The sequence below is a fragment of the Chelatococcus sambhunathii genome (assembly GCF_001418005.1).
Lineage (GTDB): Bacteria > Pseudomonadota > Alphaproteobacteria > Rhizobiales > Beijerinckiaceae > Chelatococcus_A > Chelatococcus_A sambhunathii.
Window position 1 is genome coordinate 1 of sequence record NZ_LIOL01000021.1, and the last position, 13947, is coordinate 13947.

The window sequence follows — 13947 nt, forward strand, 5'->3', positions numbered from 1 at the left end:
TCCCTCAGGCCATCTTCATCACCGGAATTCGGGCCGGACCTCGGCGAGTTCGTCGAGGTGGGCGCGTACATGTTTCTCCAAGGCCTTCTGCATGGCGGCCGCCTCCACGCCGAGTTCGGCCGCCATCAGCGCCGCCGCGCGCGCCGGCCAGTTCACCCAAGCATCGCGCTCCTCGCGCGCCAGCCGAAACACGACCGCAACCGCCCGGGCGCGGTCGACGAGTTCTCCCTTGAGCTTCTGAAGCCGGATGCGCCGCTCCTGGGCCTTCAGCACCTCATTCGCGGTCTTGGCCTGCAGGAAGGTCGTGCCGCTGCCGACGGGTGGCGCGGCAAGCCCTTGTTCCCGCAGAGTGTCGCCAACGGCGGACACGGCCGCGTCGGGGACAGGTTTCAGCTTCGGCGCGGGCGGTTTCCGGGTCTTGGACGGGTCCGTCATCGCCGCCCGGCGTGTATCGCTCGCCTCTGCGTCGATGCTGCCATCCTCATGGAGGACCAGCCGTCCCGCCGCCTTCGCCTTCTGGATCGCGCCCCGCGAGAGACCGACGCGCGCGGCGTATTGGCGCTCGCTCATGCCTAGCATCGGTCGCTCCGATTATCATTCAGATTCATGTGCTTATTGAGTTGATAAGCAGCGCGACCGGAGCGAACGTCACTCCAACGACGCGATGCAACTCGACCACGGAGCCACCACGATGACCCGCTGCACACAGGACAACACGAAGGCCCTCGACGCCTTCCTCGCCGCCAAGTTCGAGATCGACGCGATGCTGGAACGCCTCGCTGCTCTCAGCGCGGACCACTTCGAGGTCCACCCCGACGAGATCCACTGGGGCCATGTCGGCACCCTGAACCACTACAGCGCCAGACTGCGGGAGATCACCGATATGGCGTTCTGCGAAGGCGAACACGCCGAGTAGCGCCAGCCTCTCCGAAGCCTGCCCGCCGCGAGACGGGCTTGGGGTCGTAGAAGGGCCGCGATGGGCGCGGCCCCGACCATGGAGACGACCCCGATGACCCAGCTTTCCGACACTCAAGCCGTGATCCTCAGCGCTGCTGCTCAGCGCGACGACGGCAACGTCCTGCCGCTGCCCGGTTCCCTGCGCGGAGGCGCCGCCGTCAAGGTGGTGGGCGCGCTTCTCTCTCGCGGACTGGTCGCGGAAACGGTGACCGACAGCCAGACGAAGGCCGACGCCGCGCTCAACCGCATCTGGCGCAACGACGAGAACGGTTGCGCCATCCTCCTGCACATTACCGACGCTGGTCTCGCCGCCATCGGCATCGAGCTGGAGGGGCCCGACACCGCGCTCACGGACGCCAACGAAACGCCGAGCGCGGACGCCCCGGAGAACACCCCGCGTGAGAGCGATCCCGCGCCCAAGGCGCGCACGCGGCGCGAGGGCACCAAGCAGGCTACCCTGATCGCCATGCTGCGCGCACCGGAAGGCGCGACCATCGCGGAGATCATGACCGCGACCGGCTGGCAGTCGCACACGGTGCGCGGCGCGATGGCCGGGGCGCTGAAGAAGAAGCTCGGGCTCGAAGTGACTTCGGAGAAGATCGAGGGACGCGGACGGGTCTACAGGCTTCCACCTGTCTGAAGGCCGAAGCGTCGAACCGGATGCGCCGCCCTTCGGGGCGGCGGTTTACGTTTCGGCACAGCCGTGATATGCGCGTTCCCGCGAAAATCATCCCGACTTCGACCCTCATCGCTGGTTCTTCATTCGCGGCCCTCCGGACCGCAGGCATTCGCATGTCTGCAAATCCCGGAGGACGAATGATGAACTACAAGCGCAAGAAATCCCGAACCAGAAGCAGGAGCGTCGGCGCGTTCCCGAACGGAACGCCGTCGCACTGGAACATCCTGTTCCACAGCCGTCCGCGCCGCCGCCGCAACGCCCGGACGATCACCCGGCTGCTGCACGGCGCCGATCCCGATACGCTGATCTGGGATCTCGGCAACCACAAGCCGCACAAATACTACTGGTGATGCCATGACCAATGTTTCCACCGATCACGGCACGGTCCTGCCATCAGGCTCCTCCGCCCTCGTCGTCTCCGCCGAGGGCGAGCTGTCCTTCTATCTGCCCGACAATCCGCTGGATGCACCGGTCCCGCACCTGGTCCAGCTTCTCGTGGCCGTGCTGATGCGGAGTGAGGACGAGGACTGGGTGGAGGAGATGCTCGGCATCTTCGAGGATCAGTCCCGGAACTGACCGCTGACCCGGATCGCCTCGAACAGCCTCCGCAGCAGGAAGCTGCGCAGAATCGAGACGACGGTGAAGATCGCCCCGATCGCCAGCGCGTCGTTGAGGCGCGCGGGCAGACCGAACCACGGAAAGATCACCAGCTGGGTCGCAACCGCGACGCCATAGCCGACGGCCACGTTGGCGATGGCTTCGACCAGCGACATGATGCGCGACTGCTTCATGCTGGCATCCCGTCATCGATCGGCCAGCAACTCAGCTGCGAGAGTTCTGAGCGCATGCGCCGCAACCAGCGGGACCACTCCGTTCCCTCAGAGCCGAAGCCGGTCCACCCGGTGGGCCAGCCCATCAGCGCCTCGACGAACAGCGGGTTCAAGGTTCGGCGCGCATCGGAGGTATCGCTCCCAGCCATAGGTGTCACCAGGACCTGGCGGCCAAGCAGGCCGTTCACCGGCGTGTTCGCCAACGTCGTCGCCCCATCCTTGTGGTCGCGCGCCGTCGGCGTCATCCATATCCCCGCCGCATGGGTCAGGTCGGCACTCCTGCGGTTGCCAGCGCTCGGCTTGCAGCCGTCGCTCGCCATCGGCGTCGGCCAATCCCGCGCCATCCGGTCCAGACCCTTCTCGTCGCGCCTGTCGCCACCTCGACTGCGAAAACTGTCGGTCTGCGGCGTCGGAAGTCGGCGCGCCCCACAAGCGTGAGCGGCTCTTCATCCTCGCCATCCGCGAGGGAGACGAACTGGCCGACCCCGCGCGCCTGCTCTGGAACCCGGTCGAGTGGCGGCAACCGGACCGAATTGCTGCAGCTCTGGCCGACGCCCCGCGCCAACGCCAACGAGAACCGGCAGACGAAGCCGACGCCATCGCAGGAAGCGGGTCAGCACGGGATGAACCTCGCAACGACGGCGGCGATGTGGCCGACGCCGCAGACCGACAGTTTTCGCAGTCGAGGTGGCGACAGGCGCCGGATCCAGGGCCGCGTCTTCCATCCGCGCCACGAGGACGGCTGCGGCGTAGGTTTCTCGTTCGACATGGCCCACAGCACGATATCCGGGGATGGCGACGGCGAGCCCGAGATCGAGCCCGCCAGCGCCGGAGCAAAGCGAGAGGCCGAACAGGCATGCGTCTGCGGTTCCGGAAGTGCATCCGGAGGAAGGTAGAGCCAGGTCATGCATGTCACGCGGCTATTTCGGGTTCGGTTTCAGACGCGGCCGGGGCATCCCCAAGCCGCTCGGTCCTCACCTGCGCGAATGTCCGACCGTCGCCGTCGAGGATCGCTTCGCGACCCGTTTCGGCCTGCCAGCGCTCCACGGCCACATCGACATAGGCCGGGCTGATCTCCATCGCAAAGACGCGCCGACCATTGGCTTCGCCCGCCATGATCTGCGAGCCGGAGCCCGAGAAGGGCTCGTAGCAGAGCCCGCCGCGCGCCACGTGCTGGCGCATCGGGATCCCGAAGGCGTCGAGCGGCTTCGGCGTCGGATGGTCGGGCCGCTCGTCCCTCGCGAAGCTCGGCATCTCCCAGGTCGAGGGCAATGTCTCGTCCGCCACCTTCGGCGGTCGGTTGGGGCGCCGCCAGCCCATGAAGCACGGCTCGTGCTTCCAGAGGTAATGCGAGCGGGTCAGGACGCCCCGGTCCTTCACCCAGATGATCTGCTGGTGAACGAAGGCGCCGGCCTTCTCCCAGCAGGCCTCCAGCATCGCCTGGCGACGCGAGGCGTGCCAGCAGTACCAGGCGGCATCCTCGGTGATCGCCTCGGCGATGGCAGCGGCGATGAAGCCGTCGTAGAGGTCCGCGCCCTGCGAGCTGTCGTCCCAGGTCACGCCGTAGGACTGGCTCCAGTCCTTGTTGCGCGTCGGGTGGTTGGAGCCGTCATAATCGACGAGATACGGCGGGTCGGTCGCGAACAGCACTGCGCGCTCGCCGTTCATCAGGCGGCGGACATCGGCATGGGAGGTCGCGTCACCGCAGAGCAGACGATGCTCACCGAGGATCCACAGATCGCCGGTCCGCGAGGCCGGGTTGCGCGGCGGTTCGGGGATGGTCACCGGGGGCACGCTGGCACCGCCGCCTTCCTGGCCATCGCCCTCCTGCACATAAGCTAGCAGCTTGTCGAGCTCGCCGTCGGAAAACCCGACCAGCGACAGGTCGAAGTCCTCGGCCAGCAACTCGTTCAACTCGGCCGAGAGCAGCGCCTCGTCCCAGCTTCCCAGTTCCGTCAGCTTGTTGTCCGCGATGCGGTAGGCCCGGCGCTGCGCCTCGGTCAGATGCCCGAGCACGATCACAGGCGCCTCGGTGAACCCCAGCTGCGTCGCGGCAAGCACGCGCCCATGGCCTGCGATCAGCTCCCCGTCCTCGGCCACGAGGCAGGGCACGGTCCAGCCGAACTCGGCCATGCTGGCGGCAATCTTGGCGACCTGGTCCGCGCCGTGCACCTTCGCGTTCTTGGCGTAGGGCTGGAGGCGCGCAAGCGGCCAGGTCTCGATCCGCTCGGGGGCGAAGCTCAGCGTCATGGGTCGGATGGGTCCGTGGATCGAAGTGGACACCTGTGGTCCTGGACTCCGGAGACCGCGCTGGACTCCGTGCGGAGTCCAGCGGGCGCGACGGGCGTCCGGCCATCAGGCGCGTGTTCGTTGGTGGTTTCTCGGGATTGGCGTGGATCCGGATACCGGGTGGCTTCCCAAAAATCCGGCCCTGTCGCTGGCGATCCATCGCGCCTCGCCCGCCAGCATACGATTTCCGCCAGGAAGGACCCGCGAACTCGTCTGGAAGCGGGACCAAGGCCGCGACGCGCGCGCCTCTCCCGAGGATAGGCAGAAACTACCCAAGAACCGGGGTTTTCGTCTCTTCGAAAAGTGTCCGGCGGACACTTTCCGCTTCGCTTCGCGAGCGTGCGATCACTCGCCGAGGAGCGCTCGCAGATCTTTCATCAGCAGGAAGAGGTGATAGGGATCGGTCGGACTCGGTTCGAAGTCGAACTGCTCGTACCAGGCGCGCGCTTCATCATCCTTGGCATGAACGAGAAGCGCTCGGATACCTGCAATTTCGGCGGCTTGAGCCGTGCGCAGCAGTGCATCCTTGAGCAACGCTTTGCCCAGCCCCTTTCTATGCTCGGATCGGTCGATGGCAAGACGCGCGAGGAGCATCACCGGGATCGGATGACGGGCAAGCCCTTGGCCAACGCGACCCGGGGCGTCGGCATGTTCTACGGCGCCGACCGCGAGGCTGTAATAGCCCACGACACGCTGCTCGCCGCGGCAGACGACATAGGTCTGAGCGCTGCCCGCTTTCTGGTTGATCAGAGCATGGCGTTGCAGGAAGCGGTCGAGAGGTTCCTTGCCGCAATCAAAAGCGTCGACGTCGTGGGAGGCATCGAGCTTTTGGACGGCAGAGAACGATTGGTTCTCCGCCGTCACTCAAGCACGCTCTTTTCAGCGAGCAGTTTGGCGAGGCGCGGCTTGTTCCGCACAGGACGGTCGAGAACATCCTGGAAGGCTTGCCATTGGGCATCATCCAGCCGGAACATGCGGCGATCGATCAGCGCTTCCTCAGCAGCATTGATGCCGGCCTCGAGCAGGAATTCCGTCACGTTCTTATGCGAAAACGTGGCGGCACGCTGCAGCAGCGCCTTCATATTCGGCGTGGTACGCACTTCGATACGCTCGGACTTTTGCGCCATAGAATCGGAAGCTCTCGCATCACGACCGACAACAACAGTCTCGCGAATCCGACCATCCCGGGCGTGGATTTTCAGCTCAAAGCCTGAGCTTTGACTGACCTCTCTTGCGCGCGATATAGCTTCAGCTTTCGTAGCAAATTGTGCCGTTGCGCGGTTAGAGCCTTCCTTGCGCACTTCCCAGCCGCCCTTCTTAGCGGGCAGAACGTGGTAGGCACCGGACGTCACGAGCCCTTTAACCCGGGTAACGGATCGCGCTTTTCCCTCGGTTTTTTGATTTCGCTTGTTCATGGTCGTCGCCATCCTTCACCTCGTGACACTCATATAGCATCCGTACATCGTCCGGACAATACCTCTGCCGCGGCAGAGAACTCGGCTCACTCTGCTCCTTTAACCATTTCAATCACATAGCGCCGCGATCGGAGCCGGGGGACTTTACGGCGGTTCAGCCGCCACGCGATCACGCAGAGCGCGTAGAGCCAGTGCTCGTGCGCCGCCGACCGCTGCAATCCGACGGTCCAGCAGATGGTTTTCCATCGCTCGCCGTAGGCGCGCAGCCAGACGATCTTGCCGTCGATCGGATCGAGCCCCACCGTCCAGCTGAGTGTCTCCTCCATCCGGCTGATCGCGGCGGGTGACGGGATGACGCGCATCGGCTTTGGCTCCTGTCCGACCTTGTCGGCGAAGCTATGGATGACCTCCGGCCAGACGCTGAAATAGCCCTGCCGCCGGGGTTCCGGCAGCCGCTTGAGAACCAAGGCAGCTTCCGCCAGACGTTCCTCAACCAGGCTCGGCGTCCACCTCACAGCACACCTCCCCGGGTCTCCATCGCCCAGAGCAGGATCGCGATCGCGTCGGCCTCGTTGTCGTCGGCGGGTTGGAACCCGCGCTGGCGCATCGCGGCGAGCACGGCATCCTTGCCGGCGTTGCCCTTGCCCGTGGCGAAGCGTTTGATGGTGCCGACAGGAACGCCCTGATAGGCGACGCCCTGACGCTCGCACCAAGCGGTCAACGTCGCCAGGAAACCGCCGTAGAGATGGGCGGCATCAGTGCCGACATGGCGCCGGACCTCCTCGAAATAGACCGAGGCCAACCCACCACAGTCGTCCGCCAACTGGCCAAGCCAGTGCTGGAAACGCAGGTACCGCATGCCGCCGCCGTCGAAGCGGCAGGAGCGGAAGCTGGCGGTTCCGCTGTGCACGATCCCGCCCGCCAGGCTCGCCCAGCCCGTGGTGGTGCCGAGATCCAGGGCGAGAATGGCGCTGCCCGCGGATGTCGAGATGACCGGGGCCGGATGGGGCGCGCTCTTGGGGAGAGGTGACGGGCACTGGCTCATGGTGGTGGGTCCTTCTCGTCTGATGTCGGTGAGGGGATGGACGACACGGCGACCGCGCGCGCGAAGCCCCTGGGGGTGGGAGTGGGAGAACCCGCTTGGCGCGGTTCTCCCCCACCCCCGAAGGGGGTGGCTTTCACCCCCACAACTTCGAGAGCGCATCAACACCTTGAATCGTTTGGAGAAATCGAAGTTGGGACAGCCCATGGCGCGGGTCGCGTTCCCAACTTGAATCTGCGAAAGGCCGCGCAACGGAGCGCGCGGGAGCCAAGGTAGTTGGGACGAGCTTTCCCAACTTGAATGTGCGCGGGACGGCTGGGCGAAGCGCGGCGGCGCGAAAAGCAACGAAAGTAGTTGGGAAGCTGGCCGCCCAGCTCGCCGCAACTTGCCACAACTTGATTCTGCGTAAGTCCGCGTAATCGGGATGAGCTGGCGCATCACGAGGTCTCCTCCGTCTGATAGACCCAGACCAGAGGGTTCTCGACCGGCAGCGCCGCGCCGCTCTGTGGGCACTTGTAGGTGCTGGGAAGGACCGGGATCCGGACGGGCACGACCTCGCCGGTGTCGGGGTCTGCCGTCTCTTCTCCGGTCGGGAACGTCATGCCCTCGACGCAGAGATAGCCGAACTTCGAACGCGAGGTTGGCAGACCGAATGGCGCGCCATCGCGAACGAACTTGATGAAACCCTTCGTGGCCAGCACGCTGATCCGTTCGCGGATCGTGTCCTTGCCGCCGAGCCCGGCCTGGTTCTCGAAGCTCTCGGCGAACTGCAGCGCGGTATAGAGCCGGCCGGCCTCGGCCTCATCGAACAGAAGCTGAAGGATCACGTCGTGCTTGCGCACGCGCTCGGCGTCGAGCTTCTCGCCGAACTCGCGACGCACGAGCCGCGGCCCCGAACGATCGATCGCGACCCAACGCCCATCCGCCTTGTCGACGACCATCGGCTCGATGCCCGGGCCGTTGCGCAGCTCGAAATGCAGCATCCGCTCCGGTCGGTCCTCGTCGGGCCGGTGCATGATCACCCCGGAGGTGTAGAAGCTGCGGAGCCAGCCCGCGCCCGAGAGCGCCATGAACGGATCCTCGACCAACTGCTTCTTGGGGATCTTGCGGGTGTGATGGCAGAGGATCAGGCCGGCATCCGGGGCTACGGCGTCCCGCAGGGCCTCGACCCGCTCCTGCAGGAAGAAGAGCATCGCGGTGTTGTCGTTCTCCCCGCCGCCGTCCGGACCCCCATCGAAGAGATTGCGGATCGGGTCGATGCAGAGGATATCGGGCGCGCCATGGCCGTAGTGGGCGCGAACCGCGGCGATGGTCAGGCCCACGCCGCCGGCGTCGAGCAGCATGCGGACCTTCGGCGTGGCGACGAGATTGTCGCGCGCCGCGGCCAGGAGCGCCGGCTCGATCCGGATGGCCTGGAGGCGCTCCCGCAGATAGTGGTACTGGATCTCCGCCTGCAGATAGAAGATCCGCAGCGGCCGGCTTGGCGCAAAGCCGAGGAAGGGCACGCCCGCCGCCATGTGGACGAGCAGACTGATCAGGAAGTCGCTCTTGCCGACCTTGGGGGCGCCGCCGAGCACCAGCATCCCGCCGGGCGTCAGCAGTCGCGGCGCGATGATGTCGTCGGGCATCGGGCTCTTGTCGTCGAGCAACGCGCCGAGCGTGAAAACCGGCAGCGCGGACATCGGCGGCACGGCGATCCGTTCGAGGGCCGGCCCATGGCGCTCTTCATGAAGCCGCCAGAGGCGCTGGGCTTCCGAGGCGAGGCGTTCGAGCGGCCAGCTGGGACGGAGCTGGGCGGCGTTGTACTGGCAGATCGCCTCCCAAGCGTCGTCGCGGCTCATGCGGCCCTCATGCGCCATGCGGACGTAGTGGCCGATGGCGGCGCTCGCCCCCTGGAAGCGGGTCCAATCGTCTGATCCGCCTTCGCGGACTGGCGACGTCAGGACATCGGTGATCGACGGCTTGTCCGTAGAGGGGCCTGGCTCGGATCCGACCCCGGCAAGCGGCGGCATGTCGGCGACGACATCCGCGAAGTCGCGCAGATGGACCTCGACCCGCGGGCTATGGCGGCGGATGTTGACCAGCCGCTTGAACCCACCCTTGTGATAGACCGAACCAGCCAGGCGGATCGGCTGGTGAGCCGATCGGAAATGCGTGTCGCCGCCCACCTTGACCGCGATGTCGCCGCGCAGCCGACAGAGAAGCGCGATATCCTCGCCCTCGGCCGGTTCGCTCAAGCGCCACCAGACGTGCAGCTTGTCGAGACCATCCGGCGTCCGGCCGCCACTTTCGACGAGCAGTGTCGGCTCGCCGAGATGCCGGAGGAGGTGGTCGAGCTTGGCCACAATATCGCCGGCGTCGAGGTCGACCAGAACCGTCTGCATCTGCTGGACATCGGCGGCCTTGGCCTTGCCGGTCTCGGCGACCGTTCCTGGCACCACATAGAAGGCCGCCCCTTCGCGTGCTGCCCAACCGGCGAAGGAAACCGCCTTCTCCAGCAAACTGTCGTCGATCTCGATCCAGGCGTTGTGGGGTCGGCCGTCTATGCCCTGGCCCTTGTCCACGAACCCGCGCAGGGGCACCCAGCCCTCGCAGTAACCGAAGACGACATCGAGAAAGACGGCGATCTGCTCTGGATCCGGCTCGATGTCGAACGGATCGGCCTGCGGCGCGGCGTCGTTGAAGTCGCGCCAGGCATCGAGGGAGACGACATTGTTCTCGCTCATGCCGGCAGCCCCCAGCAGCGTTCCGCCCACGGGCACATTCGGCACTCGTGGAAATCACGGGTCGTGGCGATGCGCGGCAGCAGATCCCCTGCATCCGTCGCCTCAAGGATCCGCACGGCACGGTCGCTCATGCGTTGGGCGAGCCCCGCGTCGAACGGCACGAGTTCGTGGTGCAGTTCGGCGGTGTCCTTGTTGATGGCGGTGAAGAGCGCGGGATTGTCGGAGATGCCGGGGACCTGCGCTTCCATATAGGCCTGGTAGAGGGCGATCTGGGAGGCATAGACGGGCTTCGCCACGACCACGCCCTTGGCCACGGTCTCGCGCCAGTTCCTGGCGTTCATCGTCTTGCATTCCCAGAGCGCGGGAACGCCGATGCCCAGCAGCTGGGGTGCGGCGGCGATGATCCCATCGACATGACCGCGGATGCGGCCACCAGCGACCGAGAAACCGAATTGCTCGCCGTCCGGACGGTTGCCCTTGCGGGTATAGAGATCGAACCCGGCACCGCGCAGCCAGCGGATGGCAAGATCTTCGAGCGCGTGTCCGATCTCGAAGATCCGCAGAGTCTGCCCAGAGAACTCCAGGCCCTCATCCTTCGGCGCACCCGCGAACTCGAATTGCAGAGCGCGCTCACAGCCGTGTCCAAGGCGGGAGCCGCCGAGATAGGCCCTCGGCGCAACCGCCGCGCGTTCAGCAGCGATCGCCTCGTCGATCACCGCATTGATGCGTTCGGCGCAGGTGGGGCGGCGGTTATAGTCGAGCATCAGAACGGTACCTCCGCGTCGGCGTCGGCTGCCATGGCGTGCATGGCGTCCTGGAAGCCGCCGACGGCGACCTCGATGAGCGTGAGCACCTGCGCCTCCGTGAGGTCGGAGAAGCGCGCCTGCCAGCCGATCTCCTCCATGATCTCGGCGACCGGCTTCATGGCAGCGCGGATCGCCGCCTTCTCCTGTTCGGTGAGATCAACCATGGCCCAGCGCTCCCGCGCCAAGCGCGTCCAGAAGCCTTGGCAGGCCATCGAGCAGAACCAGACCGAGGGGCGCGGTTGCCCCGGGCGCGTACGCGCCCAGTTCGATGATTTTGGCGGCGAAGCCGCCGGGCGCACCGGGTCGAACCAGCCAAAGCCACGGGTGGGTCGCCGGCAGACAGCACAGAGCGTTCCACGCGGATGCCAGAGCCGCCGCCGGTCCTCGGCCGTGGTGGGGGTAGGACAGGCCATGGCTCATGCCGCCCTCCCTATGGCTGCTTCGGGCGCGGCATCGGCCGCGCCGAAGACGAGGGAGCGGATAGCGTCGCGGTTGAAGCGAAAGGCCAGCAGCGCCGATGCCTGATAGCGGGTGAGCCCGAAATCCTGCCGGTACTCCGGCGGCAGGAAGGCAAGCTGCCGGTCGGTGGGCGGCTGGTTCAACCAGCGGCGCGTCTTGTGGGCGCTCTCGTCGCTCTCATGCTCGTTGAGCCAATCGTCGGCCGCCGCGAGGCAAACGGTGCGTTCGCCCACGGCCAACAGATGAGGCCGCTGCTTCTGCAGACCGCCGATGCCGTACCACCGGCCGTTCAGGAAGAAGACACCGCCCCAGGCATTGAAACCGTTGGCGATGAGCGCGGCATCGTCGCCGAAGAGATCGCACCAACGGAAACTCGACCGCTTCAGGAGGTCGATCTCGGACATCACGAAGTCGCCGAGCGGCGCTGCTTCGCCGCCTTCGGGACGCTCCCAGACATGACCGCACAGCGGGCATTCGATGGTGGCGAGCGGCACGATGGCGCCGCAGTCCGGGCAATCCTTAGTGGGCGCTTCGCCGGAGGGCTCGCGACCGTTTAGGTCGACGTCCTGCTCCAGCGAACCGTGCAGCAGGGTCGAGGTGCCGAAATCCAGCACGATGCAGTCGGTCTTGATGACGCCGGGATGCTCCTCGGGCGAGACCGTGCGCAGGCCCCGGCCGACCATCTGAATCATGGTCGACTTGTAGGAGCTCGGCCGCAGCAGCACGACGCAGCCCGTCGGCGGATGATCCCAGCCCTCGGTCAGTACCGCGACATTGACGACGACCCGCAGCTCTCCGGCGGCGTAGGCGTCGAGGGTCGTCTTGCGGTCGGTATCGGCCATGTCGCCGTGGATCAGCCCAGCGGCGACACCGGCCGCGTTGAAAGCGGCGGTCACGTTGCGCGCGTGGTCCACGGTCGAGCAGAACACCACCGTCTGGCGCTCGCCCGCCTTTTCCCGCCAGTGGCGGATGACGGAGTGCGTGACCGGCGAACGGTTCATGATCGCGTCGACCTCGGCCATGTCGAAATCGTCTGCCGTGCGGCGCACCTTGGTGAGCTGGTCCTGGACGCCGACATCGATCACGAAGGTTCGCGGCGGCACGAGATGCCCGGACGCGATGAGCTCCCCGATCCGGATCTGATCGGCGACGTTGGAGAACACCGGGCGCAGACCGCGCTTGTCGCCCCGATTGGGTGTCGCCGTGACGCCGTAGACCCGGCACTCGGGATTGCGCTGGAGCGCGGTGTCGATGATGCGGCGATAGCTGTCGGCGGCCGCGTGGTGCGCCTCGTCGATGACCAGGAGGTCGAGCGCGGGCAGCTGGTCGAGATTGCCCGTACGCGCCAGCGTCGGCACCATCGCGAAGGTGACCTGTCCAGCCCACGACTTCTCCTTCGCATCGACGACCGAGGTCGTGATCTTCGGGTTCACCCGCCCGAACTTGCTGCGGTTCTGAGCGGTCAGCTCGTCGCGGTGGGCGAGCACGCAGGCCTTGGCGCCCGTGCTCTTCGGGGTTTCGCCGACCATGCGACCGACGACGCCTGAGAGCATGATCGTCTTGCCGGCTCCGGTCGGGGCGACGCCGAGGGTGTTTCCGTGTTCGTGGAGCGCGCGGACGCTGCGCTCGACGAACTGCTTCTGGCGGGGACGCAGCAGCATGGCCGCCTCACTGCGCCCAGGACGGGCGCGTGCCCGCCGCCGGTGCTGAAGATTGGGACATGGAGGGCTGGGAAGGCTGAGCCTGCGGCTGCGCTGCCACACCGGGCACGCCACCCATGAGAGCGGCATACTCCTTGTGATCCGGCGTCACGGCCGCGCGGATCTCGTTTTTCTCCTCGCCGTTGGTGTCGGTGCCAATGTCGATCCGCGCCACGAACTCGAGCCCGTCGAGATCGGCAAAGCCGCTGATGCGACGGGCGGCCTGGGCCTGAGCGGACGTGTCCTTGTCCGAAATGCCGCGCGCAGAGTTGAGCATGCCGCGGATCAGGCTGCGGCCCATGTTCGCCCAGTCCGGCCCCTTGGGGCTGTAGAGCCCGATCAGGGTGAAGATCTTGCGCCGGGCGTAGGGCCCTTCGAGAACCGTGAACTCGCCCGAGAGATAGACCGAGCCGGTGGTTCCCCGCGTGGCGTATCCGCCGGTCCAGCCCTGCGCCGGATCGTCGAATCCGCCCGGGCGGATCGTCAGGCGCACCTTGGCCAGCGTGCCCTTGGGGATGATGCTGCTGTTCTGCTTGGCGTCGTTGAAGTCGTTCCAGGATCCAGACATGACTGGGGTCTCCTCGTTCAGGCGTCTTCGGAATGGGTGGGGGCGTCGGAGGTCGGCGCCGTCGCGGCCGGGGGCGGGCTGCGATAGGCCAGCCGCTCGAAGGCGGGCTTCACGGGCCCGCGGATCTTGGCCATCAGGCGGCCGAGATGAGGCTCCTCGATCAGGTCGAGACGGCCGGATCGATCCTTCGCCGGGAAGTTCCAGGGGTTGATCGTCTGGCAGACGAAGGCACGGTACGGCGCGCCGGACTCGTCCTTGATCTCCGCCATCGTCAGGACTTCATCGACGATGCCCGGCAGCTCGAGGCCGGTCTTCGAGCCGTCGATCTGCGGCTGGAAGATGCGCCGATTGAAGTCGTCGAGCTTCTCGTCGAGGATCCCGACGAACCAGACGTTCTTCGCCCGCGTGTGCTGGAGATGCGTGAGCCACGCGATCATCTCGCGGCCGTGCAGACCGTAGGCGCCGCGGACATCGGG

General features: G+C 66.4%; 19 protein-coding genes. 4 read left to right on the forward strand and 15 right to left on the reverse strand.

What is annotated here, in order from left to right:
• Positions 1-18: 18 nt before the first annotated feature.
• Positions 19-570 (reverse strand): hypothetical protein, encoded by a 552-nt coding sequence (locus ASC46_RS20230; RefSeq protein WP_245280645.1) that lies wholly within the window; start codon positions 568-570, stop codon positions 19-21.
• A gap of 121 nt (positions 571-691) precedes the next feature.
• On the opposite strand from ASC46_RS20230, the gene ASC46_RS20235 reads away from it, so the two are divergent.
• The 4 genes from ASC46_RS20235 to ASC46_RS20250 all read left to right on the forward strand — a co-directional run bounded on the left by ASC46_RS20235 (position 692) and on the right by ASC46_RS20250 (position 2212).
• The gene (locus tag ASC46_RS20235; protein WP_055460721.1) at positions 692-916 is read left to right on the forward strand and encodes a hypothetical protein; all 225 of its coding nucleotides are present in this window, start codon (positions 692-694) and stop codon (positions 914-916) included.
• A 93-nt stretch (positions 917-1009) separates the two neighbouring features.
• The gene (locus tag ASC46_RS20240) at positions 1010-1597 is read left to right on the forward strand and encodes a DUF3489 domain-containing protein (RefSeq protein ID WP_055460722.1); all 588 of its coding nucleotides are present in this window, start codon (positions 1010-1012) and stop codon (positions 1595-1597) included.
• 176 nt (positions 1598-1773) lie between these two features.
• Positions 1774-1986, forward strand: coding sequence for a hypothetical protein (locus ASC46_RS20245; protein WP_055460676.1), 213 nt, complete (start codon positions 1774-1776; stop codon positions 1984-1986).
• A gap of 4 nt (positions 1987-1990) precedes the next feature.
• Positions 1991-2212 carry a hypothetical protein gene (locus tag ASC46_RS20250; protein ID WP_055460677.1) on the forward strand — a complete coding sequence of 74 codons (222 nt, stop codon included), beginning with the start codon at positions 1991-1993 and terminating at the stop codon, positions 2210-2212.
• Here ASC46_RS20250 and ASC46_RS20255 read toward each other — a convergent pair.
• The 14 genes from ASC46_RS20255 to ASC46_RS20315 all read right to left on the reverse strand — a co-directional run.
• A complete protein-coding gene (locus tag ASC46_RS20255) occupies positions 2197-2427 on the reverse strand; it encodes a DUF7220 family protein (RefSeq protein WP_055460678.1) in 231 nt (76 codons plus the stop codon). The two genes, ASC46_RS20250 and ASC46_RS20255, sit on opposite strands and share 16 nt — an antisense overlap.
• Positions 2424-2786, reverse strand: coding sequence for a hypothetical protein (locus ASC46_RS20260; RefSeq protein ID WP_157672355.1), 363 nt, complete (start codon positions 2784-2786; stop codon positions 2424-2426). Before ASC46_RS20260 ends, ASC46_RS20255 begins: the two co-directional genes overlap by 4 nt.
• A gap of 592 nt (positions 2787-3378) precedes the next feature.
• The gene (locus ASC46_RS20265; RefSeq protein ID WP_055461095.1) at positions 3379-4716 is read right to left on the reverse strand and encodes a site-specific DNA-methyltransferase; all 1338 of its coding nucleotides are present in this window, start codon (positions 4714-4716) and stop codon (positions 3379-3381) included.
• Between the two features lie 384 nt (positions 4717-5100).
• The gene (locus tag ASC46_RS20270; protein WP_055461096.1) at positions 5101-5619 is read right to left on the reverse strand and encodes a GNAT family N-acetyltransferase; all 519 of its coding nucleotides are present in this window, start codon (positions 5617-5619) and stop codon (positions 5101-5103) included.
• Positions 5616-6182, reverse strand: coding sequence for a type II toxin -antitoxin system TacA 1-like antitoxin (locus ASC46_RS21785; RefSeq protein ID WP_245280646.1), 567 nt, complete (start codon positions 6180-6182; stop codon positions 5616-5618). Before ASC46_RS21785 ends, ASC46_RS20270 begins: the two co-directional genes overlap by 4 nt.
• 74 nt (positions 6183-6256) lie before the next feature.
• Positions 6257-6685 (reverse strand): DUF6362 family protein, encoded by a 429-nt coding sequence (locus ASC46_RS20280; RefSeq protein WP_055461098.1) that lies wholly within the window; start codon positions 6683-6685, stop codon positions 6257-6259.
• The gene (locus tag ASC46_RS20285) at positions 6682-7215 is read right to left on the reverse strand and encodes a crossover junction endodeoxyribonuclease RuvC (RefSeq protein WP_055461099.1); all 534 of its coding nucleotides are present in this window, start codon (positions 7213-7215) and stop codon (positions 6682-6684) included. Before ASC46_RS20285 ends, ASC46_RS20280 begins: the two co-directional genes overlap by 4 nt.
• A gap of 434 nt (positions 7216-7649) precedes the next feature.
• Entirely contained in the window at positions 7650-9938 is a 2289-nt protein-coding gene (locus tag ASC46_RS20290; RefSeq protein WP_055461102.1) for an AAA family ATPase, read from the reverse strand.
• Positions 9935-10702, reverse strand: coding sequence for a PD-(D/E)XK nuclease family protein (locus ASC46_RS20295; RefSeq protein WP_055461100.1), 768 nt, complete (start codon positions 10700-10702; stop codon positions 9935-9937). The genes ASC46_RS20290 and ASC46_RS20295 overlap by 4 nt, the downstream gene beginning before the upstream one ends.
• Entirely contained in the window at positions 10702-10908 is a 207-nt protein-coding gene (locus tag ASC46_RS20300; protein ID WP_045449869.1) for a DUF6511 domain-containing protein, read from the reverse strand. The genes ASC46_RS20295 and ASC46_RS20300 overlap by 1 nt, the downstream gene beginning before the upstream one ends.
• A complete protein-coding gene (locus ASC46_RS21460; protein ID WP_141659737.1) occupies positions 10901-11164 on the reverse strand; it encodes a hypothetical protein in 264 nt (87 codons plus the stop codon). The genes ASC46_RS20300 and ASC46_RS21460 overlap by 8 nt, the downstream gene beginning before the upstream one ends.
• Positions 11161-12864: a DEAD/DEAH box helicase gene (locus tag ASC46_RS20305; protein WP_055461101.1), complete on the reverse strand. Its 1704-nt coding sequence runs from the start codon at positions 12862-12864 to the stop codon at positions 11161-11163. The genes ASC46_RS21460 and ASC46_RS20305 overlap by 4 nt, the downstream gene beginning before the upstream one ends.
• A 7-nt stretch (positions 12865-12871) precedes the next feature.
• Positions 12872-13471, reverse strand: coding sequence for a hypothetical protein (locus ASC46_RS20310; protein WP_055460687.1), 600 nt, complete (start codon positions 13469-13471; stop codon positions 12872-12874).
• Between the two features lie 17 nt (positions 13472-13488).
• A partial coding sequence (locus tag ASC46_RS20315) for an AAA family ATPase (RefSeq protein WP_157672364.1) occupies positions 13489-13947 on the reverse strand: 459 nt, incomplete at its 5' end.

Excerpts from the sequence above, each read along its gene's own strand:
- ASC46_RS20230 (WP_245280645.1), bottom strand. The coding sequence starts at position 570 with ATGAGCGAGCGCCAATACGCCGCGCGCGTCGGTCTCTCGCGGGGCGCG.
- ASC46_RS20235 (WP_055460721.1), top strand. The coding sequence starts at position 692 with ATGACCCGCTGCACACAGGACAACACGAAGGCCCTCGACGCCTTCCTC.
- ASC46_RS20240 (WP_055460722.1), top strand. The coding sequence starts at position 1,010 with ATGACCCAGCTTTCCGACACTCAAGCCGTGATCCTCAGCGCTGCTGCT.
- ASC46_RS20245 (WP_055460676.1), top strand. The coding sequence starts at position 1,774 with ATGATGAACTACAAGCGCAAGAAATCCCGAACCAGAAGCAGGAGCGTC.
- ASC46_RS20250 (WP_055460677.1), top strand. The coding sequence starts at position 1,991 with ATGACCAATGTTTCCACCGATCACGGCACGGTCCTGCCATCAGGCTCC.
- ASC46_RS20255 (WP_055460678.1), bottom strand. The coding sequence starts at position 2,427 with ATGAAGCAGTCGCGCATCATGTCGCTGGTCGAAGCCATCGCCAACGTG.
- ASC46_RS20260 (WP_157672355.1), bottom strand. The coding sequence starts at position 2,786 with ATGGCGAGCGACGGCTGCAAGCCGAGCGCTGGCAACCGCAGGAGTGCC.
- ASC46_RS20265 (WP_055461095.1), bottom strand. The coding sequence starts at position 4,716 with ATGACGCTGAGCTTCGCCCCCGAGCGGATCGAGACCTGGCCGCTTGCG.
- ASC46_RS21785 (WP_245280646.1), bottom strand. The coding sequence starts at position 6,182 with ATGGCGACGACCATGAACAAGCGAAATCAAAAAACCGAGGGAAAAGCG.
- ASC46_RS20285 (WP_055461099.1), bottom strand. The coding sequence starts at position 7,215 with ATGAGCCAGTGCCCGTCACCTCTCCCCAAGAGCGCGCCCCATCCGGCC.
- ASC46_RS20290 (WP_055461102.1), bottom strand. The coding sequence starts at position 9,938 with ATGAGCGAGAACAATGTCGTCTCCCTCGATGCCTGGCGCGACTTCAAC.
- ASC46_RS20295 (WP_055461100.1), bottom strand. The coding sequence starts at position 10,702 with ATGCTCGACTATAACCGCCGCCCCACCTGCGCCGAACGCATCAATGCG.
- ASC46_RS20300 (WP_045449869.1), bottom strand. The coding sequence starts at position 10,908 with ATGGTTGATCTCACCGAACAGGAGAAGGCGGCGATCCGCGCTGCCATG.
- ASC46_RS21460 (WP_141659737.1), bottom strand. The coding sequence starts at position 11,164 with ATGAGCCATGGCCTGTCCTACCCCCACCACGGCCGAGGACCGGCGGCG.
- ASC46_RS20305 (WP_055461101.1), bottom strand. The coding sequence starts at position 12,864 with ATGCTGCTGCGTCCCCGCCAGAAGCAGTTCGTCGAGCGCAGCGTCCGC.
- ASC46_RS20310 (WP_055460687.1), bottom strand. The coding sequence starts at position 13,471 with ATGTCTGGATCCTGGAACGACTTCAACGACGCCAAGCAGAACAGCAGC.